The sequence below is a fragment of the Gordonia prachuapensis genome, from assembly GCF_036350515.1.
GTDB classification, from domain to species: domain Bacteria; phylum Actinomycetota; class Actinomycetes; order Mycobacteriales; family Mycobacteriaceae; genus Gordonia; species Gordonia prachuapensis.
In genome coordinates this window covers 1-25,974 of sequence record NZ_JAZDUE010000011.1, presented here as the reverse complement: position 1 = coordinate 25,974, position 25,974 = coordinate 1, and the positions used below count along the sequence as shown (strand labels likewise).

21 protein-coding genes and 1 tRNA gene are annotated in these 25,974 nt (G+C 66.9%); 9 read left to right on the top strand and 13 right to left on the bottom strand.

Features of this window, described 5'->3' with window-relative positions; all coding sequences use genetic code 11:
• Window positions 1–34: 34 nt before the first annotated feature.
• Window positions 35–1,627, bottom strand: coding sequence for an LGFP repeat-containing protein (locus V1Y59_RS14040; protein ID WP_330505585.1), 1,593 nt, complete (start codon window positions 1,625–1,627; stop codon window positions 35–37).
• A gap of 260 nt (window positions 1,628–1,887) precedes the next feature.
• Entirely contained in the window at window positions 1,888–2,328 is a 441-nt protein-coding gene (locus V1Y59_RS14035) for an SRPBCC family protein (protein WP_330505584.1), read from the bottom strand.
• 99 nt (window positions 2,329–2,427) lie between these two features.
• Between V1Y59_RS14035 and V1Y59_RS14030 the strand changes: the two genes are divergently transcribed.
• Complete coding sequence (locus V1Y59_RS14030) at window positions 2,428–3,903, top strand: MFS transporter (RefSeq protein ID WP_330505583.1); 1,476 nt, start codon at window positions 2,428–2,430, stop codon at window positions 3,901–3,903.
• Here the strand turns inward: V1Y59_RS14030 and V1Y59_RS14025 are convergent.
• A complete protein-coding gene (locus tag V1Y59_RS14025; RefSeq protein ID WP_330505582.1) occupies window positions 3,866–4,528 on the bottom strand; it encodes a nitroreductase family protein in 663 nt (220 codons plus the stop codon). The two genes, V1Y59_RS14030 and V1Y59_RS14025, sit on opposite strands and share 38 nt — an antisense overlap.
• 42 nt (window positions 4,529–4,570) lie before the next feature.
• Entirely contained in the window at window positions 4,571–5,068 is a 498-nt protein-coding gene (locus V1Y59_RS14020) for a MarR family winged helix-turn-helix transcriptional regulator (RefSeq protein ID WP_431309173.1), read from the bottom strand.
• A 72-nt stretch (window positions 5,069–5,140) separates the two neighbouring features.
• Here V1Y59_RS14020 and V1Y59_RS14015 point away from each other — a divergent pair, with 72 nt between their 5' ends.
• Window positions 5,141–6,241: an FUSC family protein gene (locus V1Y59_RS14015; protein WP_330505580.1), complete on the top strand. Its 1,101-nt coding sequence runs from the start codon at window positions 5,141–5,143 to the stop codon at window positions 6,239–6,241.
• Window positions 6,242–6,283: 42 nt separating this feature from the next.
• Here the strand turns inward: V1Y59_RS14015 and V1Y59_RS14010 are convergent.
• A tRNA-Arg gene (locus V1Y59_RS14010) sits at window positions 6,284–6,356 on the bottom strand.
• 313 nt (window positions 6,357–6,669) lie between these two features.
• Between V1Y59_RS14010 and V1Y59_RS14005 the strand changes: the two genes are divergently transcribed.
• Window positions 6,670–7,950, top strand: coding sequence for an acyltransferase (locus tag V1Y59_RS14005; RefSeq protein ID WP_431309172.1), 1,281 nt, complete (start codon window positions 6,670–6,672; stop codon window positions 7,948–7,950).
• 149 nt (window positions 7,951–8,099) lie between these two features.
• The gene (locus tag V1Y59_RS14000; protein WP_330505578.1) at window positions 8,100–10,271 is read left to right on the top strand and encodes a glutamine synthetase III family protein; all 2,172 of its coding nucleotides are present in this window, start codon (window positions 8,100–8,102) and stop codon (window positions 10,269–10,271) included.
• Between the two features lie 106 nt (window positions 10,272–10,377).
• Here the strand turns inward: V1Y59_RS14000 and V1Y59_RS13995 are convergent, their stop codons facing one another.
• Window positions 10,378–10,752: a TraR/DksA family transcriptional regulator gene (locus V1Y59_RS13995; RefSeq protein WP_330505577.1), complete on the bottom strand. Its 375-nt coding sequence runs from the start codon at window positions 10,750–10,752 to the stop codon at window positions 10,378–10,380.
• Window positions 10,753–10,768: 16 nt separating this feature from the next.
• Window positions 10,769–12,394, bottom strand: a complete 1,626-nt coding sequence (locus V1Y59_RS13990; protein ID WP_330505576.1) for a PucR family transcriptional regulator — start codon at window positions 12,392–12,394, stop codon at window positions 10,769–10,771.
• Between the two features lie 105 nt (window positions 12,395–12,499).
• Between V1Y59_RS13990 and pruA the strand changes: the two genes are divergently transcribed.
• Together pruA and V1Y59_RS13980 are read left to right on the top strand one after the other, a co-directional pair.
• Window positions 12,500–14,137, top strand: coding sequence for an L-glutamate gamma-semialdehyde dehydrogenase (gene pruA, locus V1Y59_RS13985; RefSeq protein WP_330505575.1), 1,638 nt, complete (start codon window positions 12,500–12,502; stop codon window positions 14,135–14,137).
• Complete coding sequence (locus V1Y59_RS13980; RefSeq protein WP_330505574.1) at window positions 14,134–15,090, top strand: proline dehydrogenase family protein; 957 nt, start codon at window positions 14,134–14,136, stop codon at window positions 15,088–15,090. The genes pruA and V1Y59_RS13980 overlap by 4 nt, the downstream gene beginning before the upstream one ends.
• Before the next feature lie 183 nt (window positions 15,091–15,273).
• On the opposite strand, the gene V1Y59_RS13975 is transcribed toward V1Y59_RS13980, so the two are convergent.
• Genes V1Y59_RS13975 through V1Y59_RS13950 form a run of 6 tightly spaced genes read right to left on the bottom strand, consistent with a single transcriptional unit; the run spans window position 15,274 to window position 20,690 of the window.
• Complete coding sequence (locus V1Y59_RS13975) at window positions 15,274–15,816, bottom strand: molybdenum cofactor biosysynthesis protein (protein ID WP_330505573.1); 543 nt, start codon at window positions 15,814–15,816, stop codon at window positions 15,274–15,276.
• 17 nt (window positions 15,817–15,833) lie between these two features.
• Window positions 15,834–17,429 (bottom strand): ATP-binding protein, encoded by a 1,596-nt coding sequence (locus V1Y59_RS13970; protein ID WP_330505572.1) that lies wholly within the window; start codon window positions 17,427–17,429, stop codon window positions 15,834–15,836.
• Window positions 17,430–17,433: 4 nt separating this feature from the next.
• The gene (catA, locus tag V1Y59_RS13965; RefSeq protein ID WP_330505571.1) at window positions 17,434–18,309 is read right to left on the bottom strand and encodes a catechol 1,2-dioxygenase; all 876 of its coding nucleotides are present in this window, start codon (window positions 18,307–18,309) and stop codon (window positions 17,434–17,436) included.
• Window positions 18,310–18,364: 55 nt separating this feature from the next.
• Complete coding sequence (gene catC, locus V1Y59_RS13960; protein ID WP_330430875.1) at window positions 18,365–18,649, bottom strand: muconolactone Delta-isomerase; 285 nt, start codon at window positions 18,647–18,649, stop codon at window positions 18,365–18,367.
• 2 nt (window positions 18,650–18,651) lie between these two features.
• A complete protein-coding gene (locus tag V1Y59_RS13955; protein WP_330505570.1) occupies window positions 18,652–19,758 on the bottom strand; it encodes a mandelate racemase/muconate lactonizing enzyme family protein in 1,107 nt (368 codons plus the stop codon).
• Complete coding sequence (locus tag V1Y59_RS13950) at window positions 19,755–20,690, bottom strand: LysR family transcriptional regulator (RefSeq protein ID WP_330505569.1); 936 nt, start codon at window positions 20,688–20,690, stop codon at window positions 19,755–19,757. Before V1Y59_RS13950 ends, V1Y59_RS13955 begins: the two co-directional genes overlap by 4 nt.
• A 243-nt stretch (window positions 20,691–20,933) precedes the next feature.
• On the opposite strand from V1Y59_RS13950, the gene benA reads away from it, so the two are divergent.
• The 3 genes from benA to benC all read left to right on the top strand — a co-directional run bounded on the left by benA (window position 20,934) and on the right by benC (window position 25,801).
• Window positions 20,934–22,316 carry a benzoate 1,2-dioxygenase large subunit gene (benA, locus tag V1Y59_RS13945; RefSeq protein WP_330505568.1) on the top strand — a complete coding sequence of 461 codons (1,383 nt, stop codon included), beginning with the start codon at window positions 20,934–20,936 and terminating at the stop codon, window positions 22,314–22,316.
• Window positions 22,317–22,463: 147 nt separating this feature from the next.
• On the top strand, window positions 22,464–23,003 hold the full coding sequence (gene benB / locus V1Y59_RS13940) for a benzoate 1,2-dioxygenase small subunit (RefSeq protein WP_330505567.1): 540 nt from the start codon (window positions 22,464–22,466) through the stop codon (window positions 23,001–23,003).
• Between the two features lie 11 nt (window positions 23,004–23,014).
• On the top strand, window positions 23,015–25,801 hold the full coding sequence (benC, locus tag V1Y59_RS13935; RefSeq protein WP_330505566.1) for a benzoate 1,2-dioxygenase electron transfer component BenC: 2,787 nt from the start codon (window positions 23,015–23,017) through the stop codon (window positions 25,799–25,801).
• Window positions 25,802–25,974: the final 173 nt, after the last annotated feature.

Below are 25,974 nucleotides of genomic sequence, written 5' to 3'. Positions count from 1 at the left end.
TCGAACACCGTAGCGCGTCGACGAGTCCGTTCGGTCAGTCGGCGTCGGCTCTGCGGAAATGGGCCGATTCGGCGGCCGATTCGCTGGCGAACCAGATCTCCGGCACGACGTCGCCGTAGGAGGCCTGGTCGGGTGTGTGGTAGACGCCCGCGGCGACATCCGCCTTCACCGGATAACCCTCCGGCGCCGGGTCGTCACCGTCGAGCGGTAGGTGCGCACCCAGCGGGACCGGCAGCTTCTCACCATTGCGGTAGTAGGACCCGACGCCGTCACCGGACGCGTGGTGCGACGTGTCACCCAGACCCAACTCGGCGTCGTCGGGCGGCGACATCACTTCGGAGATGTCCTCGGCCATCAACTCCTCGAGCGACAGCGGCATCGTCTCGTCGGTGAGAGGCGCCGCGGCTGTGGTCGATCCGACGGCGGCGGCCGGCACGTCGGATTCGGTCCCGGCGTCGGCGACCTCGGCGTCCGAGAGGACAGTCGCCCCGTCGTCGGGCGTCGCGTCGTCGGCGGGTTCGTCCAGGACGGGCTCGTCCGTCGAAGCGGTGTCGCCTACCGGGGCCCCGGACTCTGCATCGGCCGACTCCGATTCGCCGCCCGGCACTTCGTCTCCGGGTGTCGCGTCGGCGTCTTCCGCGTCTGGACGGTCTGCCGCGATGGCCGCGCCGCCGGCGACGGTTCCGGCTGCCGCCGCACCCACCAGTCCGGCAGTCGTGCCATCCGGCCCTGCTGCGGCGTCCGCGCGGTCTGCGGTGTCCGGTGCGTCATCGGTGTGTTGGTCGCGGGCGCCGACCGGCTGTCCGAACTTCCGGAACAGCCAGATGAGCATCAGTCCCACGAGAATGATGAGGAACGGGATCAGGAGCCACCACCAGCCGCTTCCCTCGGTGGCGTCGTCAGTGGCATTGGTGTCGGCGCTCGACGCCCCGACGTCGGACGGATCTGCGGTTCCGGGAATGGGCGACCCGGCCAGTTGGTCGGCCCAGCCGTCGTCCGGTGAGCTGGTCCATTCGCCGGAAGCGGTGTCGTAGGTGATGGTCCCGTTCGCGAACTCCTGTGACATGACGTCGCCGGACCTCGTCATGTCGGCCGTCGGAGCGCCCAGTTCGCTGCCCAGTTCGTCGGTGGCGACGGTGAACGGCCCGCGCACCACCCACGCCCCGTCGTCGGGAGTCCAGTAGATCTGCGGTCGGTCGGCAGCTGCGAACTCGGCGACGCGAGCCGACGAGCCGTCGTCGGCCGGTGCCTCATTCGAGGCCGGGAAGCCGAGGCTGCCGGTCGGACCGCCCTCGTCGTCGTACTTGCTCAGGATGGCGCCGTAGAGCACCCGAGCACCGTTGTCGGGTGACCAGAACACTGTCCCGTTGGCGAACTCCTGTTGGTAGCCGTCGCCGACCGCTTCGAGCGAGCCCTCCTCGTCGCCGAGGCCGCTGCCTGCGCGGCCACCGTCCACGTCCCCGCTGTCGATCTGGTCGGAGAGTTCGGCGATCGCGGACTGGGCGTCGCTCTGCGGATCGGCAACTGCCGTCGGCGTCGCGAGGAAGGCAGAACCGGCCAATGCCAGGATGCCGAGAACGAGCCCGGCGACCCTGTTCCGTGCCCGTCTGCGTGTAGTCGTCGTCATGGCACCTCGACCTGTCGTCATCGCAGTTGTGGCCGCACCTGTCGTCCGAGGCGGCGCAAACCGCCCAATGTACCGATATGACTCAATCGACAATTGAACATACACCGATGAACGGTCGGCAAAGGCGCAACGCGCGGAAAGCCATTTTTGTACAGGAGAATCGCCTGGTCACGAATGTACGTCGCGACCTCCGCAGAATCCGGGAGCCGTGCCGGAAATCAATTTCACGACGGATTCCGCCGCAAACTGTCGAATAGCGCTCAGGCGAGCCGGGAGACCTGTTCGGTGAGATTCTTGTCCGTCTGCCGAACGGCCTGGCCGGCGAAGGGTTCGATGATGCCGCCGAGCGCGCGCCCGGCGATTCCGCCGGGCAGGGTGTAGTCGAAGTCGACGTCTACCTCGGTGCCGCCGTCCTTGTCGGTGAAGCGCCACGTCGTGTTGGCCGAGAAACCCTCCACCGATTCGAGTCGGATGACCTCGTTCTCCACCCATTCCACGGTCTCCACCGTCGAGGAGAGAGTTTTGGGACCGACCTTCAGCGTCGTCGTGAATCGCGACCCGACACCATCGGTGGCGTCGGTCACCGGCTCGAACCGGCTGACCCCGAAGAAGAACTTCGGAACGTTCCGATAGTCGTTCACGTACGCGAAGACGCGATCTCGCGATACGGCGACCGCGGACCGATGGCGAATCGTCGCCACAGTTGTTTCCTCCCAGTGTGTCTGACCGAGCATGTGTATGACCCGTGGCGCCCGTCGGGTCACTTGACCACGCCGGCGTGGAGCGCTACTCGTCGGAGCATGCCGGAACAGGATCCTTCACCGCATCCGGATTCCGGCGCTTCCGACTCTGCCACATCAGGCACGTGGCGTGAGTTGTTCGACCGCGGCCATCGCGCGGCGGTCACCGTGTTCGCCGGCGGAATCGCTGTCTTCGCGATCAACACATATCTGACGGCGGCCTCGCTGCCGAGCGCCGTCGCCGAGATCGGGGGCCAACGGCTCTACGCCTGGGTGATGACGGTCTTTCTGATCACGTCGGTGTTCTCGTCCATGCTCGTCACCCGGGCACTGTCCCGATGGGGTGCTCGCGGCGCCTATCTCCTCGGTTTCGGACTCTTCGCGCTCGGTTCGTTCGTGTGTGCGATCAGTCCGGTCATGGCGGTCATGCTGGCCGGACGGGGCGTGCAGGGTCTGGGCGGCGGGTTGCTGACCGGGCTGTCGTTCGCGGTCATCCGCATGGCCCTGCCCGAACGCCTATGGGTCAGGGCCGTGGGGTTCGCGTCCGCGATGTGGGGTGTGGGCAACCTGATCGGGCCTGTGCTGGGCGGATTCTTCGCCCAGATCGGTTTCTGGCGGGGATCGTTCTGGCTGCTCGTCATCGTCGCCGCGCTGATGACCGGGCTGCTGCGTGCCCTCCCGACGCGGCGGCGCGACGGTCCCGGCGCCGACTCCGTGCCATCGGCTTCCCTGGCGTGGCTGGTGGCCGCCACGGTTGCCGTGTCGGTGGCCGGGGTGCTCGACGGAATCCGGGTCCCGCTCGCCCTCGTCGTCCTCGCCGCCGGGCTGGCAGTCGTCTTCGTCGCGGTCGATCGGCGCACGTCGAACGGACTGTTCCCGCGACTGACATATGCGAGGCAGAACCCGCTGAAGTGGATCTACGTGTCGATCGCGGTTCTCGCCGTCGGCTCCACCGCGGAGGCGTTCATCCCGCTGTTCGGCCAACAGATCGCGGGGATGAATCCACTTGTCGCCGGGATGCTCGGAGCAGCCCTGTCGTGGGGATGGTCGAGCGCCCAGCTCGTGAGCACCACCTGGGTGCACGGACCGGCGACCGCGATGGTCCGCGTCATCGGACCGGCGATCCTGGCGGTTGGCCTGGCGGGCTATGGAGCGCTCCAGTTCGCGTCGAGCGGGATCGGCGTCGCCGGCTGGTTCGTCGCCCTGTTCATCGCCGGGACCGGCATCGGGATGGCCTTCCCACACATCGCGACCGCCGCGATGACGATCACCCGCGACGACACCGAAGCGGCACGCGCCTCGGCCGGCGTGAACACCGTGCAGATGATCGCCAACGCGGTCGGGTCGGCGATGGCCGGGCTCCTGGTGAGTGTCGGCGCGACGGTCGGGGCGGGCACCGAACCGTATGTGACGTCGGCGCGTTTCCTGACGTTCGGCTTCGCCACACTCGCCGGCGTCGGGGTGCTCGCAGCGGTCGCGTCGGTGCGCCCGGGTCCGGTCAGCCCAACGCCGCCCCGTCGAAGGAGTCCACGGTGACGAAGTCGTCGACGGGCTGACGGCGCAGTCGCGTCAGCTGCTTGACCGGTTTCCCGATCGGGATCACCGCCGCGACAGCGTGTTCGGCCGGCAGATGCACCAGTTCGCGCACCGCGGGTTCCTGCGCCACCGCCATCGATGTGATGGTGCCGCCGAAACCTTCGGCCCTGGCACCGAGCAGGATGTTCCACACCAGGGGATAGACACTGGCACCGCTGACCAGGCCGACGCGGTCGAGGTACTGGTCGACGGCGGCGACCCGTCGCATGTCGACGGACACGACCAACACGGCGGGTGCAGTTCGGATGGGTTCGACGAAACTGTCCGGCACTGCGGTTGCTTCGATGACCTGATCGGGAACAGCGGTGGGAATCACCGGATTCCACGGGTTCTCGCCGGCGACTCGTTGCGCCACATAGCGTCGCACCGTCGACTCGCCCAGGGCGGCGAGTCGACGCTTGGTGTCCGGATCACGCACCACCACGATGTGCGCCGCCTGCCGGTTGCCGCCGCTCGGCGCGAAGCGCGCGTTGTCGAGGATGCGGCGCAGCGTGTCGTCGGGCAGCGGGTCGTCGGTGAACTCGCGTGCAGCGAAGGTGGTCCGCATGACGTCGTAGAGCTCCATGCGTCCACTATGCCCGCCGTCGTCGCCGACCGGCGACGATGCTCAGACGTGCACCGCCGCCGACACCTTCCGGAGCAGCTCGGCCAGCGATTCCCGTTCCGCCGGAGTCAGCCCGGACAGGGCCGCCTCGTCGTCGGCGAGGCGCCGCGGGAGTTCCGTCTCGACCAATTCCCGTCCGGCGTCAGTCGGTTCCAGGAGGACCACGCGACCATCGCGCTCGGACTTTCGGCGGACCAGGAGTCCCCGACGCGCCAGGTTCTCGGTGATCTTGGTGATGGACGCGCCGCTGAGCATCGTCGTCGACACCACTTCACTCGCCCGCAGCGGGTGGGGCGACCGCGCGAGGGCGCCGAGCACGTCGTATTCCGATCGGGTGACGCCGTGCGGCTCGAGCCGACGGTCGAGTCGGTGACTACTCCGGGCGGCGATGAACTGGATGCGACCGAGGATTCCGATGGGCGCGACGTCGAGATCCGGGTACGCCTGCGCCCACTCCTGTTGGATGCGTTCGACGAGATCAGACGTGTCTGGGCCGGTCACATGGGACATCGTAGGCGCGACCCTCGATCATCCAGTTATTTTACTAGTGAAATAGTGGTAAAGTATCCGACCGTGAGTACAGACCTCGTCGGACACGCGCGTCAGCGTCGGACTGCGCTGACGCTTGCGCTCCGACCGTCGGTGTGGCGTGCGGCGCTGGCAGCCGACCTCGACCGCCTGGCCCTCGCCGCGCCCGTGCGCGTCGGCGTCGCGGTCGGGAGCACCCTCGTCCTCGGCGGCCTGCTCGGTCATCACGGCGTCGCCGGACTCGCGGCCCTCGGTGCGCTGGTCGCCGCGTTCTGCCGCACCGCGCCGTACCGGGTGCGCGCCGAGCGGCTCACGGCCCTGGGAATCGGAATCGTCACCTCCGTGGCCATCGGTGCGGTCCTCGGTCTCACCAATGCTCCGTTGACGGTGGAGATCGCGACGCTCTCGCTGCTCGGCGGGCTGGTCGCGCTCGGCGTGGGCGCGCTGCAGGTGACCGGACCGGGAGCGGTGGTGTTCGTCTTCGCGGCCACTGCGGCAACCGTGTTCACCCGCGACGCGGCAGATCTCGCGGTGGCGGTCGCCGCCACCTCTCTTGGCGCGGTCGCCGGTGTCGTGGCCTCCTTGGCGCCGGATCTGTGGCGACGAGTGCGCGGACGCCCCGGCGCATCTGCGGCCCAGCACGAATCGAGCTGGGTCATCCTGCTGAGGCGGCCCCGGGCCGACCTCCTGAGCAACAGCGTGCGGATCGTCGGCCCGACCGCGCTGAGTGCCGTGATCGCCGCATGGGCCGGATTCGCACACCCGATGTGGGCCGCCCTCGGAGCGCTGGCCGCCATGCAGGGGCTCTCCTACCACCTCACCGTCCAGCGCGGCGTCCAGCGGCTGCTGGGCAGTGTGGTCGGCGCGCTCATCGGGGCCGCGCTGCTCATGTCGGGCCTCGGCTACTGGGGATCGGTGGCCGCGATCGTGGCATGCCTGATCACAGCCGAGATCTGGGCGCCGGTGAACTACGCGGTCACGTCCATCGCGGTCACGCCGATGGCGTTGCTGCTCACCGCCCTGAGCGCCGGACTCAGTGCCGACGCGGCGGTCGACCGTGTCGCCGACACGTTGATCGGGGTCGTGGTGGGAGTCGTGGTGGCCGCTCTGACGATCTCGGCGGACGAGCATCCCGGGGGCGGATAGCCGGCCCGCCCGGAGTCGGGCACTGCCGTCAGCCACAGGGTGTGCTCCCGGCAGGATTCGAACCTGCGACACCGGCTTTAGGAGAGCCGTGCTCTATCCCCTGAGCTACGAGAGCGAGAGAGGGTTCACCCTCTCGTCGGGCGCCGACGCGGCGACGCAACACCGAGAGTCTACGACACCGATCGACCCTCGCCGCCGCGAGTCCGTTTCCGCTCCCGCGAGACCCATCCGTCTCGAGCGGGACGGATGTCACTCGCGCGCCGCGAGCCGCTCGAGGTGAACGACGGTGTGGCGCGTGCCATAGTCCTACACCTGTCAAACCGCGCTGACCTGCGATGTCGTCGTCACCCCCGCGTTGCTCGATGATCTGAATACCAGGAAGTGCCAGTACACTGCGCGACGGTTGCCATCACGACGTCGGCAGGAGGGTGCACGTGCAACAGGGCGCCGCCAGAACCGCCGCGGACCCGGACACGAACGATCCGGCCGCGGTCGCGTCATCGACCGCTCGGCCCCCTGTCTCCACTCGGCCCGGCGCACCCGCACAGACCGCTGCCTCGTCGCGGGCCGCGACCACGCGCAGCCGGGCACACACCGCCGACCTCGTCCGCGTCCTGTTGTTCACCGGCGTCGTCGTCGCACACAGCATCCACGGCATCAACACGGCCCCGGACGTGGTCCGCGCGAGCAACCTCGCGGGCACGCTGTTGCACCTCACCCGCTACGGCTTCGTCGCGGTGACCCTGTTCGTGCTGGTCCTCAGCACTCGCGACCGGCCGATGGCTCCCCGCACGTTCTGGCGGCGCCGATTCGGGCTGGTGGTGTGGCCGTACCTGCTGTGGACCCTCATCTACTCGGTCACCGATCATCTGGTCATCCAGGGCAACCCGTTCGGCTCTCCGTCGCAGTTCGTCGGCGACCTGGCACTCAACATGATCGACGGCGAAGGCAAGTATCAGCTCTACTTCCTGCTGATCTCGATGCAGATCTATCTGGCATTCCCCGCCATCGCCTGGCTGTTGCGTCGCACCGAGAACCGGCATTGGGCGGTGCTCGGTGCGGCCGCCGCGATCCAGCTCACCATGTTCGTCGTCTACCAGTACCTGCCCCGGCCCGGCGGCGAGTTCTGGTTCCAGGTGTACGAGAACCTCTGGAAGACACTGCCGATGTACGCGCTGTTCGTCGCCATCGGCGCCCTGGCCGCCTACCACCACGAGGCGGTCGAGCGATGGTTGCGCGACCACGTCGTCGGCGTGATCGCGGCCGGGCTCGTCGGGACGTCCATCAGCGTCGGCGCCTATCTGCTCGCCACGTCACCCGGACACGTCCCGCTCCAATCGAACACGCCGTGGAACCCCGCCACGCTGCCGTGGTTGCTCGGCGGGCTCGCTCTCCTCTGGTTGGCCGCGATGGGGTGGGACGATCTCCGTGCGGCCGGCAGGCCGGTGGGTGCGAAGGTGGTCAGTGCCGCAACGGTGCGCGCGTTCGGGGTGTTCGCGGTTCATCCGCTGATCCTCGACATCTTGGCGCGACTGGGCTTCATGGGCGCCTTGTTCGATTGGTTCCCCAACTCCGCGGTACTCCGGTCGATTCTCCTCGTCGTCGTGACGTTGACGCTCTCGCTGGTGCTCGTGGACCTGCTGCTTCGTACCCCGCTGAGCCGATGGCTGGTGGCCCGGCCGCGCATCCCCGTGCGCAAGTCCGACTGAACGCCCAGAATTCACACAAGCGACACGTGTTTTCACGACCGTCACATCCGGGAAATGGCTGAGGTACCTCGCGCTCATAGCGTCGTATCGCTCGCACAACGACCTTGTCGGTGACCCCTGCCGTCAGGGCGACGAACCGAGGAGTGATCATGAGTGGCAGCATGTCTCGCCGTCAAGCAATCGAAGCCGTCACAACGTACGCGGTGGAGACGGACGGATTCCCCGAACCGCTGGCGGACACGTTCGGCCGCAACGTCTTCACACTCACCGTGATGAAGAACAGACTGCCCAAGCACGTGTTCAAGGCCGTCTCGGCCACCATCGACAACGGCGCCCCGCTGGACCCGGCGCTGGCCGACTACGTCGCGGTGGCGATGAAGGACTGGGCCATCGAAAAGGGTGCGACGCACTACGCACACGTCTTCTATCCGCTCACCGGGTTCACGGCCGAGAAGCACGACTCGTTCCTGGAACCCGACTCGAGTGGCGCGTCGCTCGCCGAGTTCCAGGGCAAGACCCTGCTGCAGGGCGAGCCCGACGCATCGAGCTTCCCCAACGGTGGCCTGCGCGGCACGTTCGAGGCCCGCGGCTACACCGGCTGGGACGTGACCAGTCCCGCCTACATCCTGGAGAATCCGAACGGGAACACGCTGTGCATCCCGACGATCTTCATCTCGTGGACGGGCGAGGCCCTCGACAAGAAGACGCCGCTCCTGCGCAGCCAGCAGGCCATGAGCAAGCAGGCGATGCGGGTGCTGAAACTCTTCGGCCACGAAGACGTCGACACCGTCGTGTCCTACGCCGGCGCCGAGCAGGAGTACTTCCTGATCGATCGCCACTTCTACTTCTCCCGCCCCGACCTGATGTCGAGCAACCGCACTCTGTTCGGAGCGAAACCGTCCAAGGGACAAGAGTTCGACGACCACTACTTCGGCGCCATCCCGGACCGTGTGCTGGCGTTCATGATCGAGCTCGACCGTGAGCTGTTCAAGCAGGGCATCCCCGCCAAGACGCGTCACAACGAGGTTGCGCCGGGCCAGTTCGAGATCGCACCGGTCTTCGAGAAGTCCAATCTGGCGCACGATCATCAACAGCTGATGATGACCACGATGAAGAAGGTGGCCGAGCGCTACGGCATGGTGTGCCTGCTGCACGAGAAGCCCTTCGAGGGGGTCAACGGCTCCGGCAAGCACGTCAACTTCTCGCTGGGCAACTCGAACCAGGGCAACCTGCTCAATCCCGGTGACACCCCGCACGAGAACGAGCAGTTCCTCGTCTTCTGCGCGGCGATCATCCGCGGTGTGCACAAGTTCGGCGGCCTGCTGCGCGCGTCCATCGCGTCGGCGTCCAACGACCATCGTCTCGGCGCGAACGAGGCTCCGCCGGCGATCATCTCGATCTTCCTCGGCGATCAGCTCGCCGACGTGTTCGACCAGATCGCCAAGGGCGGCGCCAAGGCGAGCAAGCAGTCCGGTGTCCTCGAACTCGGGGTCGACGCCCTTCCCCCGTTGAAGGCCGACGCCGGCGACCGCAACCGCACGAGCCCGTTCGCCTTCACGGGCAACCGTTTCGAGTTCCGCGCACCGGGCTCGAACCAGTCGATCGCCGACCCGATGATCGCCATCAACGCGATGCTGGCCGAGTCCCTCGACTACGTGGCGACCTTCCTGGAGAAGGAGATCAGCGCCGGCACCGAATTCAACGCCGCCGTGCAGAAGCTGTTGGAGGACATCATCGTCGAACACGGCAAGGTGGTGTTCAACGGCAACGGGTACTCCGACGAATGGCAGGAGGAAGCGGCATCACGCGGGCTGCTGAATCTCCGCACCACCGTCGACGCGATGGCACAGCTCGAGGAGCCGGCGATCAAGTCGGTGATGAGCGACTACGGCATCCTGAGCAACCGCGAACTGGAGGCACGCCGTGAGGTCGTCCTCGAGCAGTACGCGCTCGCCCTGCTCGTCGAGGCCAAGGAGACCCTGGAGATCGCCAAGACGATGATCCTGCCGGCCGCCAACCGCTATCAGGGTGAATTGGCAGCCACCGCAGCAAGTCTCAAGGCAGCGGGCGTCGAGACCGATCACCCGCTGATGCATACGGTCACCAAGAACATCAAGGATCTGTACTCCGCGATGCTCACCCTGGAGGAAGCCATCGACGATTTCCACGGGGACACCGTCGAAGCCGAGGCCGAGTGCGCGCTCAAGGCCCTGATCCCGGCGATGAACGACGTCCGAACGGTCGCCGACAAACTCGAGAGCATGGTCGCCGATGATCTGTGGCCGCTCCCGACCTATCACGAGATGCTCACCATCCTCTGATCCCCGGACTCGCCGACCGGGTCCCGAATCACGCCGACCGTGCCCATCTCCAGATGGTGGGCACGGTCGGCGTCGTTCCGGCCAGTGCGGCGGTGAGAGCCCACAGTCACCAGCGGCGGGTGGGATACCTTGTCGCGCAGGTGATGCAGAGACGGGCGGCCGGTAGTGCCTCGAGACGCGCGGCCGAGATCCGTTCGCCACAGATCTCACAGATGCCGTAGTCGCCGCGCTCCGCCCGGATCAGGGCGGCGTCGAGCTCGTCGAGACGAACACGGGACCGTTCGAGTTGCGCCACGAGGTGGCCGCGTTCGACGGCGAGCGTCGACCCTTCCGGGTCATGCTCGTCGTCGGAACTCGAGTCCGCCGTCGCCTCGATGACGGCGTCGAGTCGCGACGCCATCTGGTCGATCAGCGCGACCGTGTCTTCGCGTTCGACGCGCAATGCCTCGCGAATTGTGTCGAACTCGAAATCGTTGCTCATCGGTCGGCTCCCGTCATCACGTTGCACGCAGGGACAGCGCGACGACCAGCCGGGTCGCCGGATCGTCGAGATCCATGCCGGTGAGACTGTGCAGTCGGCGAATTCGGTAGCGCAGGGTGTTGGGGTGCACGTGCAACGCGGATGCGGCGGCGCGGACATCGCCGAAATGATCGAGATAGGCGCGCAGCGACTCGGTGAACGCACTGCCGGTGCGCTCATCCAGATCGGCGAGCTCGGTGACGCGGCTGTCGACGAGCTCGGGGTTGGCCGCCAGGTGGGCCACGATCTCGCCGAGCAGCACGCCTGTCTGTGATTGCTCGACTGTGCTCACCTCGTCGATCAGTTCTCCCTCGCGCTCGGCTGCATCGAGCACCCGGTCCACCTGCCCGCGTAGCGCAGGTACCTCATGCAGTCCGTTCGCCGGGCCCGCGACGACCGCACGCAACCTCGCGCCGAACTGTCGACGCGACGCCAGGAGGGTCGCGCGTGCCCACGTCACCGTCCCCGGACTCGTCACCTCGGGCAGCATCACGTAAGCGCGCGAACCCGAGGTGGTCGTCACCGACAACGGGCTGAACGCGCTCGCATGCAGGGTCAATGCGGATATCGCGCCGGAGGACCCGAACGGGTTCGGGCCGTCGGAGCCGGACGGATCGGCGGCTGCCAATCCGACGAGAACAATCGACGCTGCGACGGGGATGCCGAGTTGCGTCGCAAGGAACTCAGCGTCGACGACCTCACCGCGCAGCCCCAGAAGTCGTCGTACCACGTCGTCGTGGCCCGACCCTACCGAGCGGCTGCGCGAGATCACCCGTGCGGCAACGGCTGCGGCCCCGGTGAGGATGTCGTCGACGTCTCGGGAGAAGTGCGTGGCACCGCGTTGCAGCCAGATCACGCCCAGGAATTCGCCGGGTGATCGTTCCCTTGCAGGTCCGCGAATCGCCACGGCCCGGCGCGATCGGACACCCAGGTCGGGATGCTCGGCGACCGTGACGATCTCCGACGTGGTCCGCAGCACGTCCATGACACCCCAGTTGCGCAACCAGGCCATCATCTCGGGTGGTCCCTCCCGGCCGAGGATCGACAGCCTGCGCAGTTCGTCGGCTTCGTCGCCCGCGCTGCTGTAGGCGAGGACGTGCGCACGTTCGTCCTCGATGCTCACCAGGGCGCCGGTGCGGCGGGCGATCTCGGCGGCGAGGTCGAAAAGGTCCCCGGTGGTTCCCGACCGCATCGATTCCCCGGCCATCAGGGAGCCGTCGGTATCCGATTCCAGGACACGCATCACGAGGTGATAGATCCGTTCCCACCGTGCATGCGGGTCGACCGCGACCACCGCGACCCCGGCCTCCTCCGCGCGGGCGACCACCCGATCCGACGGCGACTTGCAGAAGACGGCCACCGGCTGTCGGCCGGACAGACCCGATAACCAGGTGAGGACCGCGTCGTCGGGCACACCCACGAACAGGAACAGATCGGCGCCGCGGGCCGCCCGTCCCAACCCGAGCCGGATGTCGTCGACGTCGAGCAGAGCCGCCGACGTCACCCGGACATCGAGCCCGGTCGGCGCCACCGACAGCGTGGCAACCGTGCGGTCCAAGGCCAGCAACAACCGTCCGAGGGTGGCGCCTGCGGATGCCGTCATGGTTCGAGTATGCCGCACCAGCCTTGTCCGATCGGACAACAAGACCCACCAAGTATTGACTGATAGAACATTTCGCCTGGTGAGAGCTCCAGGTGGACTGTCTTCATGGACGCCATCACCTCTCCCCCACGCCCCGTCAACGAGCCGGTACACACCTATGCGATCGGAACCGCCGAGCGCGCGAGAATCCAGGCCGAACTCGAACGCCAGTCGACGGCCGACCCGATCGACCTGCCGCACATCATCGGCGGCCGCGAGCATCGCGGTAGCGGATCGCGCGTCGACATCGTGCAGCCACATGCGCACCGTGAGGTGCTCGGCACCATCAGCAACGCCACCCACGACGACGCGCGGGCCGCCGTCGACGCCGCTCGTGCCGCCGCACCGCAGTGGGCCGCCGCTTCGTTCGACGAGCGCGCCACCGTGCTGCTGCGCGCCGCAGATCTGCTGAGCGGCCCGTGGCGGGAGCGGATCGCCGCGGCGACCATGTTGGGACAGTCCAAATCGGTGCAGCAGGCCGAGATCGACGCGCCGTGCGAGCTCATCGACTTCTGGCGGTTCAACGTCGCCTTCGCCCGTGAGATCCTCGCCGAGCAGCCGATCTCGTCCCCCGGGGTGTGGAATCGCCTCGACCACCGTCCGCTGGACGGTTTCGTCTACGCGATCACCCCGTTCAACTTCACCGCGATCGCCGGCAACCTCCCCACCGCACCGATGCTGATGGGCAACACGGTCATCTGGAAGCCGTCGCCCACCCAGGCCCACGCTGCCGCCCAGACGATGGAACTGCTGCGGGCCGCCGGCCTTCCCGACGGGGTGATCAACCTGGTGCACGGTGACGGACAGGACCTCTCCGACGTCGTCCTCGCCGACGAGAACCTCGCCGGCATCCACTTCACCGGATCGACCCGGACATTTCAGCACCTGTGGCGCGAGGTCGGCACCAACATCGAGCGATACCGCAACTATCCGCGGATCGTCGGCGAGACCGGAGGTAAGGACTTCATCGTCGCGCACACCTCGGCCGACCCGGACGTACTGCGGACCGCGTTGATCCGAGGCGCATTCGAGTACCAGGGCCAGAAGTGCTCGGCCGCCTCCCGCGCCTACGTGGCACGGTCGGTCTGGGACCGCATGGGCGACGACTTCCTCACCGAGGCCACCGAACTGGCCTACGGCGATGTCCGCGACCTGTCCAACTTCGGTGGGGCACTGATCGATCGACGCGCCTTCGACAAGAACGTGGCGGCCATCGACCGCGCCAAGACCGCACCGCACCTCACCGTGGCTGCCGGCGGGAGCTGCGACGACACCGAAGGCTTCTTCGTCCGTCCGACGGTCTTGTTGTCCGACGACCCCACCGACGAGGCGTTCTCCACCGAGTACTTCGGCCCGATCCTGGCGGTCCACGTCTACGACGACGCCGATTTCGAATCGACTCTCCAGCAGGTCGATTCGAGCGCGAAATATGCGCTCACGGGCTCGATCATCGCGACCGACCTCGACGCAGCCGCTACCGCGTCGAGTGCGCTTCGACAGGCCGCCGGCAACTTCTACATCAACGACAAGCCGACCGGAGCCGTTGTCGGACAACAACCGTTCGGCGGCGCCCGCGCGTCCGGCACCAACGACAAAGCCGGCTCCAAGGCGAACCTGATGCGCTGGACCTCCACGCGCACCATCAAAGAGACGTTCGTCCCGCCGACATCGTCGGCCTACCCCCACATGGAGCAGCCCACATGAGCACCGTCTTCGACAACACGCTGCGCCCGATGATCCTCGCGGCCGCCCGAAGCGCGCGGATCAAGGACTCGTTACAGCGACTGACCGTCACCCGCCGTGTGGTCGAGAGGTTCGTGCCCGGCGAGACCCGGTCCGCCGCCCTGACCGCGATCCGCGAATCCCTCGACGACGGACTGTCGGTGACCATCGATTTCCTGGGTGAGGACACGACGGACGAATCGCAGGCCACGGCGACGGTCGAGGCCTACCTCGAACTGATCGCAGCGATGGGGAGTCTCCCTGAATCCGGGTCCGGTGCAGCGCGACTCGAGGTGTCTCTCAAACTGACCGCTCTGGGCCAGTCGCTTCCCGAGCACGGCGCCAAGATCGCCGAGGAGAACGCTCGCACCATCGCCGCCGCCGCACACGAGGCCGGCGTGCTGGTGACCGTGGATGCCGAGGATCACACGACGGTCGACGGACGCCTCGACATCGTCCGGAGCCTCCGGCGTGACTTCCCCGAGGTGGGAACCGTGCTGCAGGCCTACCTCCGGCGGACCGAGGACGACTGCGTCGAGTTCGCGGAGTCGGGCGCACGCATCCGGTTGTGCAAGGGTGCCTATGCGGAGCCGGCTTCGGTCGCCTATCCCACCCGTGCCCTGATCGACGAGTCGTATCTGCGGTGCCTGCGAATCCTGATGAAGGGCAACGGTTATCCGATGATCGCCAGCCACGATCCGGTGATCATCGATGCGGCTCGCGCCACCGCCGACGAGTTCGACCGGGCACCCGACAGCTGGGAACACCAGATGCTCTACGGCATCCGCGCGGACGAGCAGCGTCGGCTGGCCGCCGAGGGCGCCCGGGTTCGGGTCTACATCCCGTATGGCACCGAGTGGTACGGCTACTTCGTGCGCCGACTTGCCGAGAAGCCGGCGAATCTGCGGTTCTTCCTGCGCTCGCTGGCGGGTTGACGGGTCACGAGGTCTCGATACGCCGACTCGCTGCCGCTCGCCGGCTACTCGACCATCGGGGGGCGGGGGCTCGCCGGCTACTCGACCAACGGGGGGGAGGCGCCTGTTCCGCTGATCGAGTAGGTGGCGAGCCGCTAGGCGAGTCACCGTATCGAGATCTCCGCTCACCCAATCGAATCCAACCTACAACGGCTGGGCCCGCTTCACCTGATCGGCCGCGCGGGCGGCGTCGAGTTCGACGTCCGCGCCGATCACCGCCGACCCGACCCGAAGGAGGCCGGACGAGAGCGGTTGGGCTCGAAGGCCGCCGCGCCCGATCAATGCCTTACGGGTCCCGTCGCCGGCAACGGTGTCCATCCACGAGCACGGATGCGCAGGCCGTCCGCCGCGGAACCGCACCGGCCCGTCGCCGGTGTCGATGGTGAACTCCCTGCCCCGCAGCGGATCGAGTTCGAGTCCTCGGACGACGACGTTGCGGCGCGCGACGACCGGATCGACGTCCCCGGCCGCGGCCTGCCACGCCTCGAGCGCCAGGAAGGTGACCGCCGCTTCGGTGTGCGCACGGACCCCGAAGAAGCGGTCGCCGCGAATGCCCTTGTCCGCGACGATCTCCACCTGCTCCGGTGTAGACGTCTCGACCTCGTCGGCCGGCCCGTCCTTCGGCCTGCCGAAGTACGCGTGGCGCGGCGACACCAACAGCGAGACGATCTCGAAGGGATACTCCACGAGTTCGAGGGTAGGCGTCAGCGCTCGCTCACCGGCAGGTAGTGCAAGCCGCGGAACACCGCGCTGCTCGCGAACACCGACGGCTCGAGTTCCACACCGCGGTGCCGCGCCATCCGCAACGCGAGGCGAAGCAGCATCTTGATGTCACGCGGGGTGATGTCGGGAAATCCGCCGACGAGGTCGTCGAGCAGTTCCTCGCCGAGGGCGACGTCGTTGCCGGCCGCCAGGATCTGCCAGATCTCGCGGGCATCCTTGGGGCCGGGTGGCTGGTACTCGATGACCGCGGCGCAGCGCGCGAGTATCGCCTCGTCGACGCCGTCGACCCGGTTGGTCGTGAGAAACAGGAGGCCGTCGAAATACTCCAGGGTGCGCAGGAACTCGGCGACGATCGCGTTCTGCGCGAGGTCGAGTCCACGTTCCATCACGAACACATCGGCCTCGTCGAGCAGCAGGACCGCGTCCCACCGCTTCGCGCGGTCGAAGATCACCTCGAGGTTCTTGCGGACCAGTTCGGCGGTCACCCCGAGCGAGCCGGAATGGATGGAGTACAGCGGACGTCCCGTCACTTCCGCGTACACCTCGGCCGTCAGCGTCTTCCCCACTCCCGGTCGGCCTTTCGCCAGGATGACGTTGCCCGCCGACTTGCCGTCGATGATGTCGCCGGTGAAGACGGAGATGTCGGTGGTGAGGATGTTGAGCAGTTCCCGCTGCTCGTCGGGCAACACCAGCTTGTCCTGTAGGTGGGCGTCGTACTCGTAGGACCGCAGGTCGGCGGTGTTGACGTCGAGGAAGTCCTGCGCGCCGAGGTCGAAGACCCGGACGGCGGTGATGACCGGGACGGGGCCGTAGGCGCCATCCCCGGCGACGCTGTCCGAGAACAGGATCGACGGCGCCACCATCCGCAACGCGGCGATCTCGCCGGGCGCGACGTCGTGGACGACCTTGCGGTTCTCCCGTGTGTTCGGCGACCGGTAGTCGTCGGTCCGGATCACCCGGCCGGTGAACCGGAACTGTCTGCCGAACCCGTTGTCGATGATGTCGCGGTAGTCGTTGCGGCGGGTTTCGTACGCAGCCTTCAGCTCTCGGGTCTCCTTGTAGGCCCCGCCGGCCGCGAGGACGTCGGCGGGAACCTTGCCGACGACTTCGGTGGCCTCGAACAACAACACCCGGGGTTTGCGCGACGGCCGCTTCACCGTTGCGTTGTCGGCCTCCATGGTGATCTTGATCCGGGCACCGTGGGTGCGGTCGGCATGCTCCATGGTGATGTCGGTGACCAGATACGGGTGTAGATGCCCGTCGGATTCGCGGACGTAGACCCATCCGTCGATCAGGTCATGCGACAGGAAGCTCCGGAATATCTCTGTCGCCGCATCGATGTGCGGGATGACGGGAAATCGTCCGGACCGCGCCGCCTGGATCGCCGACACGGCACGGCCGAACGAATCCTCCCCTACGCCCTCCGCCGTGACCGCGAGGTCACTCAACGCGGCGTCGGTCAGATCGCGGTCGGCGATCGCCATCTCCGGTGATCGCCACGCCTGCGCCTGTCGCCGTGCGGCGACGAGAGCGTCGGACGACGTGGCGGCCACCAGTGACGTCGGGGCGACGAGCACGCGTTCAGCGCTCCGGGTCGAGCACGAAGTCGTACTCCACCGCGACGCCTTCGCCGTTCGGGATGTCGTGCGGGTCCAGCATGAGCTCCGGCTTGACCGCCGATGCGATGTCGTCGTCATTGTGCGGGTCGCCCGGGAAGTAGAGCTGCGTGGTGATCAGCTCGTAGCCGGGAGCGCTCACCTTGAAGTGCAGGTGCGCCGGACGCCAGGCATGCCAACCGGCGGCCGCGATGAGCTGGCCGCAGGCACCGTCGGTCGGGATCTGATACGGCGCCGGACGCAGGCTGTGGATCTCGAACCGGCCGTCCTCGTTGGCCGTCCAGGTGCCGCGCAGGTTCCACTCCGGGAGTCCGGGCGCGAACTGCGAATAGAAGCCGAGATCGTCGGCGTGCCACAGTTCGATCTTCGCTCCGGTGAGCGGGGTGCCGTCGACGGCACGGACCTGACCGGAGAACACCATCGGGGTGCCGGGTTCATCGTCGCGCATCGGGATGGTTCCGTTCCACCCCAGCTCGGGTGAGCCGTCCAGGTAGTACGGACCCTCGATGGTGCCCTTGCTGCCCTCGCGGTGGGCGCTGGCCACTTCTTCGACGGAGTGCTCGACCCAGACATCGAGGAAGAGCGGCCATTCGCCGTCCTCGCCCACCTTGATCAGCCATGCCTTGAGCGCGTTGTACTCCTCGTAGCTGACCTTGTCGTCGATGACGATGTCGTTGATCGCCTTGATGACCTTGGACGCGAGATGGTCGACCCGCGCGGTGTCGACGACGCCGGAACGCGTGCCGGCGCCGGCCATACGCTCACGGAAACGGGCGGATGCGTTGGCGCCGGACTCCGCCGCCTTGGCGTTGACCTCGGTGTCGAAACTGGTGTCGGTCATGGGTCGTGCTCCTTCTTGATGTGGCCCGTGGGCTGGCGCTGTGGGAGGGGGCCGGTCAGCCCGCAGCGATATCCGATGGGTGGGTGGCCAGGGGGGTCACCGCGATGTCCATGTAGGGAAACAATGGGAGGCCGGACAGGATCTCGTGCAGTTCGTCGTTGTCGGTGACGTCGAAGATGGAGAAGTTGGAGTATTCGCCGACGATGCGCCAGATGTGCGGCCACTTGCCACTGCGCTGCAGATCCTGCGAATACCCCTTCTCGCGCGCCACGATCTCGGCACGCACGTCGGGATCGAGGTCGGTCGGGATGTGGACGTCCATCCGCACGTGAAATAGCATCGTCAGCTCCGATCGAGTCGGTAGTGGGCCAGCTTGTCCGGGTCGATCTCGAATCCGATTCCGGCGCAAGCTGATCGGTGCAGATACCCGTCACTGATCCGGAGAGGTATCGTGAGCAGGTCGTCGGTCATGTCCAGGAAGTTGGAGAGCTCGCCCGCATTGCGTGAGGTGGACTCGAACGCCGACCCGAACGCCAGCGCGCAGGCGGTGCCGACCTGTCCGTCGATCTGGTTGCCGATCACCACCTCCAGGCCGAGTCCTTCCGCGAGGTGATGGACTCGTCGCGACGCCGTGAATCCGGTGCGGGCGGTCTTGATGCTGATGGCGGTCGCCGCTCCCGCGAGGATCTCGCGGGTGACGTCGGCTGCCGTCGGCACCGATTCGTCGGCGATGAAGGGCACGTCGAGTTGGCCGACGAGCCACCGCCGGCCGATCACGTCGTCGGCCGGGCAGAGTTCCTCGGCGAACAGCAGATCGAGGTCGGCCATGTCCTTCATCGCCCGCGCGGATTCGGACGGCGTCCATCCGCGGTTGCCGTCGACGTACAGGTCGACGCTGTTGCCGAACCGCTCGCGCAGGGCCCGGACCACCGCGGTGTCGAGATGGACGGGACGACGCCCGACCTTCACCTTGAATGTGCTGATGCCGTAGACATCCCGCATCTTCTCGGCCTCGGCGACCATGGTGGCCGGATCGTCGAATCCGAGCATGTGGCTGACCCGCATGCGGTCGGTGTAGCCGCCGAGCAGGTCGGCCACCGGCATTCCGAGGGATTTTCCCAACGCATCCCAGATCGCCATGTCCACTGCGGATTTCGCGGTCGGATTCCCGACTGTGCGGGCCAGCCGGGTGGTGACGACCTCCCGTTCGAGCAAGGTCAGGCCGACGATCTGGGGTGCGAACACCTTCTCGATCACCGCGATGATGCCGTCCTGCGTCTCTCCGTAGGTGAACGGCCGCGGCGGGGCCTCGGCGACCCCGACGATGCCGTCGTCGGTGCGCACCCGGACCAGGACGTGTTCGGCGGCATGCACCTCACCGGATGCGAATCGCAACGGCTTCGAATACGGAATGGAGAACGGGATCGCCTCCACTGCAGTTATTTTCATCTTGACTCTCCCAAGTAGACGTCGTTGGTGGGATGCGCTCCGGTTGTCACGTCCGCACCGAACGCGGCCGCGATCACCTCACCGACCGCATCGACGACGGGGTTGTCCTGGTCTGTTCGCCACGCGAGTGCCAGTTCGACACTGCCCGCGTCGACGAGATCGCGAACGACCAGGCCTTCCAGCGGAAGCGAGCGGATCGACGCCGGTACCACGGCCACCCCCATGCCCGCGGCGACGAGGGCAAGCAGGACGGCGGTCCCGGGCGCCCGGTGCGCACGCTGGGGCACGAACCCCGCCTGGTGACAGGTCCGCAAGGTCGCATCGTTGACCGCGGAATCGCGGCTGTCATACATCACGAACATCTCGTTGCGCAGATCGCCGACCGACACCACCGGCTCCATCGCGAGACGGTGATCCACCGACACCGCGAGCACCATGGGCTCGACGTCGATCATCCGGGTGTCGATACCCTCGCCCACCACGGGCGGGCGCAGCACACCGAGATCGATGCTCAGCGCGCGCAAGCCGTCGCACTGGGCCGGGGTCAGCATGTCCGAACTGATCTCCAGGTCGACATCGGGCAGCTCGCGCTTGACGACGCGGGCGATGCGCGGCAGATGGGAGAACGCCGCGATGCCCGTCAGCCCGAGCCGGATCAGGCCGCTTCGGCCGGCGGCGATGCGTCGCACACCGTCAACGGCGTCGTCCACGCGCCCGAGTATCCGGGCAGCCTCGGCCTGTAGGTATTCCCCGGCGGGGGTGAGGGAGACCTGCCGCGTCGTCCGCGTGAAGAGCGTGACGTCGAGCTCGGCTTCGAGTTGGCGGATCGCGTAGGACAGCGCGGGCTGCGCGACATGCAGCTGCTGGGCCGCCTGCCCGAAATGGCAGGTCTCGGCGACGGCCGCGAAGTAGCGGAGATGCCGTAGCTCCATGTTGCGCGAACTTTCTGTGTGCCTCGGGTCCCGATGTCTCACGACGGAGTGCATTGTGATCGGCACCACGTCTGAATCCACGGTAGGACGGCAATCCATACGAGACAAGGACACATTTTCCTACAATTGATCGATGTCAGTTATCAATATTGTCCTAGGTCAGGACTAGCGTTTGCCCGGGTGTGATCGCCACCACGCAGTGCGAGAGTGCAGGAGACAGCCCACATCTCTTGGAGGTAGGACATGACCGCGTCGATCACCGACAACCTGCAGCACGTGCACTCGGTCCTCGAAGATGCCGTCATCGACGACCGCGAGGCCGGCATCTATCGGGCCAATCGCCGCATCTTCACCGACGAGGACATCTTCGAACTCGAGATGAAACACATCTTCGAGGGCAACTGGATCTACCTGGCGCACGAGAGCCAGGTGCCCAATCCGGGCGACTACTTCACGACCTACATCGGGCGGCAGCCCGTGATGATCACGCGTGACAAGGACGGCGAACTGCACTGCCTGATCAACGCCTGCGCCCACCGCGGCGCGATGATCTGCCGCCGTAAGACGGACAACCGGATGACCCTCACCTGTCCGTTCCACGGCTGGACCTTCCGCAACGACGGCACCCTGCTCAAGGTGAAGGACCCCTACGGCGCCGGCTACCCGGAGACCTTCAACGTCAACGGGTCGCACAACCTCACCAAGGTGGCTCGGTTCGACAGCTACCGCGGTTTCCTGTTCGGCAGCCTCAACCCCGATGTGCTCGACCTCGATGAGCACCTCGGCGACACCCGCCTCGTGATCGACATGCTGGTCGACCAGTCACCCGACGGTCTCGAGGTGCTGCGCGGCGCCTCCACCTACACCTTCGACGGCAACTGGAAGGTCCAGGCGGAGAACGGCGCCGACGGCTACCACGTGACGGCGACGCACTGGAACTACGCGGCGACCACCTCACGGCGATCCACCGGTGAGTCCAAGAACGAGACCAAGGCGCTCGACGCCGGCGGCTGGGGCAAGTCCGGCGGCGGGTACTGGTCCTACCCCAACGGCCATCTGTGCCTGTGGACCTGGGCGGCGAATCCTCAGGATCGTCCGTTGTGGGACAAGATGGACGAACTCAAGGAGCAGTTCGGCGACGCCAAGGGCGAGTTCATGGTGAAGGGGTCGCGCAATCTGTGCCTGTATCCGAATGTGTATCTGATGGACCAGTTCTCGACGCAGATCCGCCACTTCCGGCCGATCGCGCCAGACAAGACCGAGGTCACCATTTACTGCATCGCCCCGAAGGGTGAGAGCGATGCCGCCCGCTCCCACCGGATCCGGCAGTACGAGGACTTCTTCAACGCCTCCGGCATGGCGACCCCCGACGACCTCGAGGAGTTCCGGTCCTGCCAACTCACCTTCCGCGCGCAGGCAGCGCCGTGGAACGACATGAGCCGCGGCGCCGAACACTGGCTCACCGGCCCCGACGAGGTCGCCGAGACCCTCGGCATGACCGGGGTCATCTCGGCGGGCATGAAGAACGAGGACGAGGGCCTGTATCCGGTGCAGCACGGCTACTGGCTGGACACGATGCGCAAGGCCGCGGCCGCGGAAGAAGCCGATCCTTCGGTGGTCGAGTAGCCCGAGGCGCCGGCCCCACCGCCGGCCTCTTCGCCGGTCGAGTAGCCCGAGGCGCTAGCCCCTTCGCCGGTCGAGTAGCCCGAGGCGCTAGCCGAGGGCGTATCGAGACCTCGAGACCAGACCGCCAAACCCCGAACAGGACATCCCATGACCACCACCCAGCCCACCCCCACCCAGGTACCCTCCTCGGAGGGAAAGCTCATCACCCAGAACATGATCGAGCAGTTCCTCTACCGCGAGGCCCGCTATCTCGACGACCGCGAGTTCGAGAAGTGGCTCGACTGCTACGCCGACGACGTCGTCTACTGGATGCCGTCCTGGGACGACGCCGACCGGCTCACCGAGGATCCCCAGCGCGAGATCTCGCTGATCTACTACCCCAACAAGGGCGGTCTCGAGGACCGGGTGTTCCGCATCCGAACCGAGCGATCGTCGGCGACATCTCTGCCCGAGCCCCGGACCAGCCACAACATCAGCAACGTCGAGGTCATCGAACGGCGCGGCGACCTCGTCGACGTCCGATTCAACTGGCACACCATGTATTTCCGGTATCACACGGTGGACCCCTATTACGGGACCTCGTTCTACACGATCGACTTCTCCGGTGAGCAACCGCTGATCCGGCGCAAGACGATCGTCCTCAAGAACGACTACATCCATCACGTGGTCGACGTCTACCACTTCTAGGATCCGAGCAGATGACTGTCACGACCGACCGAAACACCGCTGCCGCAACCGGTGCGGACGCACCGACGCACCAGGTCGCACTTGCCTTCGAGGACGGTGTCACACGGTTCATCACCTGTCGCGAGGATCAGACCGTCGCCGACGCCTCCTACCGTCAGCGGATCAACATCCCTCTCGACTGCCGCGACGGTGCGTGCGGCACCTGCAAGGCGTTCTGCGAGTCGGGAGACTACGACGGCGGCACCTACATCGAGGATGCCCTGTCGGAGTCCGAGTCCGCCGAGGGTTATGCCCTGCCGTGCAGCATGAAGCCGAGAACCGATCTGATCCTGCAGATCTCGGCCACCTCCGATGTCGCCAAGACACAGGCCGCCACGTTCACCGGAACCGTGGTCGACATCGAGCGGCTGTCGGATTCCACGATGCGGCTCGGGATCGAGATCCCCAACCGTGGAGATCTGGCCTTCCTGCCCGGCCAATACGTCAACATCGCGGTGCCCGGTACCGACGACGGTGAGGGCGGACTGCTGTCGCGGTCGTACTCCTTCGCCAACGGACCCCACGAGGAGCGACTGGTCTTCCTCGTGAAACTGTCACCGGGCGGCGCGATGTCCACCTACCTGACCGATCGCGCCCGGCGCGGCGAGTCGATCACGTTCACCGGTCCGCACGGTTCGTTCTTCCTGCGTGAGGCGAGTCGACCGGTCCTGCTCCTGGCCGGCGGCACCGGATTGGCGCCGATCCTGTCGATGCTGCGAAAGCTGCACGACGACAACAGTCGCCGCAAGGTGCATCTGATCTACGGTGTCTCCACCGACATCGACCTGGTGGCCCTCGACGAGATCGAGTACTTCGCGCGCGAACTGCCCGGATTCACCTGGGACCACTGCGTCTCCGACCCGCAGAGCGCCGCCGCCAACAAGGGCTACGTGATGAGCCTGATCGAGCCGGACCACCTCTACGACGGCGACGTCGCCATCTACCTCTGTGGTCCGCCACCGATGGTGGAGTCGGTACGCAAACACGTCACCGACGAGGGCATCGACCCAACCGGCTTCTACTACGAGAAGTTCGCGCTCGCGGTTCCCGCGGCCGCGGCGACGACCGAGCCCGAGGTCGCGACCGAGGCGGCCGCTGCCCTTTCGGTGACCGTCACCCAGGACGCCCTGATCGAGGCGCCCGACGCCCGGGCGATCGCCGGCCAGATCACGCTGCCCGCCAGTGACATCGCCGCCTGGCCCGAGGCGACGGCACCTCCGGCCGACGACGACACCCGGCTGTGCATCGCGGGCCAAACCGTCTGGACCGCTTCGGGTTCGGACGCCGCCGTTGACCCCGATGACGGTCGCCTCATCCCGATCCAGGCACGCGGCATCGCCGGACAGGAGATGTTCGCGCCGGCCGGCGTCACCGTTCTGCATCCGACCGACACAGCGTCCGCACCCACCGCAGTCTCCCCCACCGGGTTGATACCCGAAATGCCTGTCGAGCAACCGGATACGGCTGCGCCGACGGTCGCATCGGAGGGCTACCAGATCGGTGAGGAGCATCCGGCCATCCACGAGTCCGACGCGCTCTTCGAAGCCCGTGCGGCTCTGGAACTCGGCGCGCTCGAACTGACCTTCGGCCGACTGACCAGCCAGCAGCTCGCGGGATACCGGCTGCTCGCAGAGACGACGTTGCCGTTCGTCGACGGCGACCAATTCGTCGATGCCGCCGAATACACCGAGACGAACGCCAATTTCCACGACTATCTGTTCAGCCTGACCGGCAACTCCCACCTGTTGGAGGCGTATCAGGCGCTCGGTGTGAAGGGCCGGATGAGCGAGGTGCTCCGCCACGCCACCTGGTGTCACCCACTCTGCGCACAGGATCACGTCGACATCGTCACCGCGTTCGAATCCGGTGACCGCGACGCCGCCCGCACGCTCATCTCCGCGCACGCCGACCGCTCCAAACAGACGATGCGCAGGGCGATGGCCGACGAACTCGCCGCCCACCGGCCGCGTTTCGTCACCCCCGGCCGATTCGCCGGAAAGGTCGTGGTGGTCACCGGCGCCGCCCAGGGTATCGGTGCGGCGACCGCACGCAGGATCAGTGCCGAGGGCGGCAAGGTGGTGTTGGCCGACCGCTCGGATCTCGTGACCGAGCTGGCCGACGAACTCGCCACGACCGGTCCTGCCGCGACACCAGCGATCGCCGACCTCGAGACCTACGCCGGCGCCGAATCGGTGGTGGCGGCGGCGCTCGCCGCACATGGACGCATCGATGTGCTGATCAACAATGTGGGTGGTGCGATCAACTTCAAGCCGTTCACCGAGTTCACCGACGACCAGATCCGCGCCGAGATCGACCGCTCCTTGATGACCACTCTGTTCGCATGCCGCGCCGCCTTGCCGTCGATGGTCCGGCGCGGAGCCGGTGTCATCGTCAACGTGTCGTCGGCGGCCACCCGCGGAATCAATCGGATCCCGTACTCGGCGGCAAAAGGCGGCATCAACGCGATCACCGCGTCGCTGGCGATGGAATATGCCGAGGACGGAATCCGCGTGGTCGCCACCGCACCCGGCGGGACCGAAGCGCCGCCGCGGCGGATCTCGCGCGGTACGCCCGAACCGGCCGACGCCACCGAACAGCAGTGGTTCCAGGCCCACATCGACCAGACTCTGGCATCGGGCCTGATGCATCGGTACGGCACGCTCGACGAGCAGGCCGCCGCGATCACCTTCCTCGCGTCCGACGAGGCGTCCTACATCACCGGTACGGTCCTGCCCGTCGCCGGAGGCGACCTGGGCTGAGTGCGATCCGGGCCGCCGTGGGGCGATCGGAACCTGGTGTCCCGCATCGGAAATTCGTTTCATGAGTTCGGCGGTCCAGGTGGATGCATCGCGAGGCGGCGGAGGAGCAGGTACTGGATGTACCTGCGACGACGCCAACGAAGCGAGGCGCCGCCTGGACGTCGAAATCATCA

Excerpts from the sequence above, each read along its gene's own strand:
- benC (WP_330505566.1), top strand. The coding sequence starts at position 23,015 with ATGACTGTCACGACCGACCGAAACACCGCTGCCGCAACCGGTGCGGAC.
- V1Y59_RS13995 (WP_330505577.1), bottom strand. The coding sequence starts at position 10,752 with ATGAGCAACGATTTCGAGTTCGACACAATTCGCGAGGCATTGCGCGTC.
- V1Y59_RS13950 (WP_330505569.1), bottom strand. The coding sequence starts at position 20,690 with ATGGAGCTACGGCATCTCCGCTACTTCGCGGCCGTCGCCGAGACCTGC.
- V1Y59_RS13980 (WP_330505574.1), top strand. The coding sequence starts at position 14,134 with ATGAGCACCGTCTTCGACAACACGCTGCGCCCGATGATCCTCGCGGCC.
- V1Y59_RS14000 (WP_330505578.1), top strand. The coding sequence starts at position 8,100 with ATGAGTGGCAGCATGTCTCGCCGTCAAGCAATCGAAGCCGTCACAACG.
- benB (WP_330505567.1), top strand. The coding sequence starts at position 22,464 with ATGACCACCACCCAGCCCACCCCCACCCAGGTACCCTCCTCGGAGGGA.
- V1Y59_RS13990 (WP_330505576.1), bottom strand. The coding sequence starts at position 12,394 with ATGACGGCATCCGCAGGCGCCACCCTCGGACGGTTGTTGCTGGCCTTG.
- catC (WP_330430875.1), bottom strand. The coding sequence starts at position 18,649 with ATGCTATTTCACGTGCGGATGGACGTCCACATCCCGACCGACCTCGAT.
- V1Y59_RS13955 (WP_330505570.1), bottom strand. The coding sequence starts at position 19,758 with ATGAAAATAACTGCAGTGGAGGCGATCCCGTTCTCCATTCCGTATTCG.
- V1Y59_RS14025 (WP_330505582.1), bottom strand. The coding sequence starts at position 4,528 with ATGGAGCTCTACGACGTCATGCGGACCACCTTCGCTGCACGCGAGTTC.
- benA (WP_330505568.1), top strand. The coding sequence starts at position 20,934 with ATGACCGCGTCGATCACCGACAACCTGCAGCACGTGCACTCGGTCCTC.
- catA (WP_330505571.1), bottom strand. The coding sequence starts at position 18,309 with ATGACCGACACCAGTTTCGACACCGAGGTCAACGCCAAGGCGGCGGAG.
- V1Y59_RS14030 (WP_330505583.1), top strand. The coding sequence starts at position 2,428 with ATGCCGGAACAGGATCCTTCACCGCATCCGGATTCCGGCGCTTCCGAC.
- pruA (WP_330505575.1), top strand. The coding sequence starts at position 12,500 with ATGGACGCCATCACCTCTCCCCCACGCCCCGTCAACGAGCCGGTACAC.
- V1Y59_RS14040 (WP_330505585.1), bottom strand. The coding sequence starts at position 1,627 with ATGACGACGACTACACGCAGACGGGCACGGAACAGGGTCGCCGGGCTC.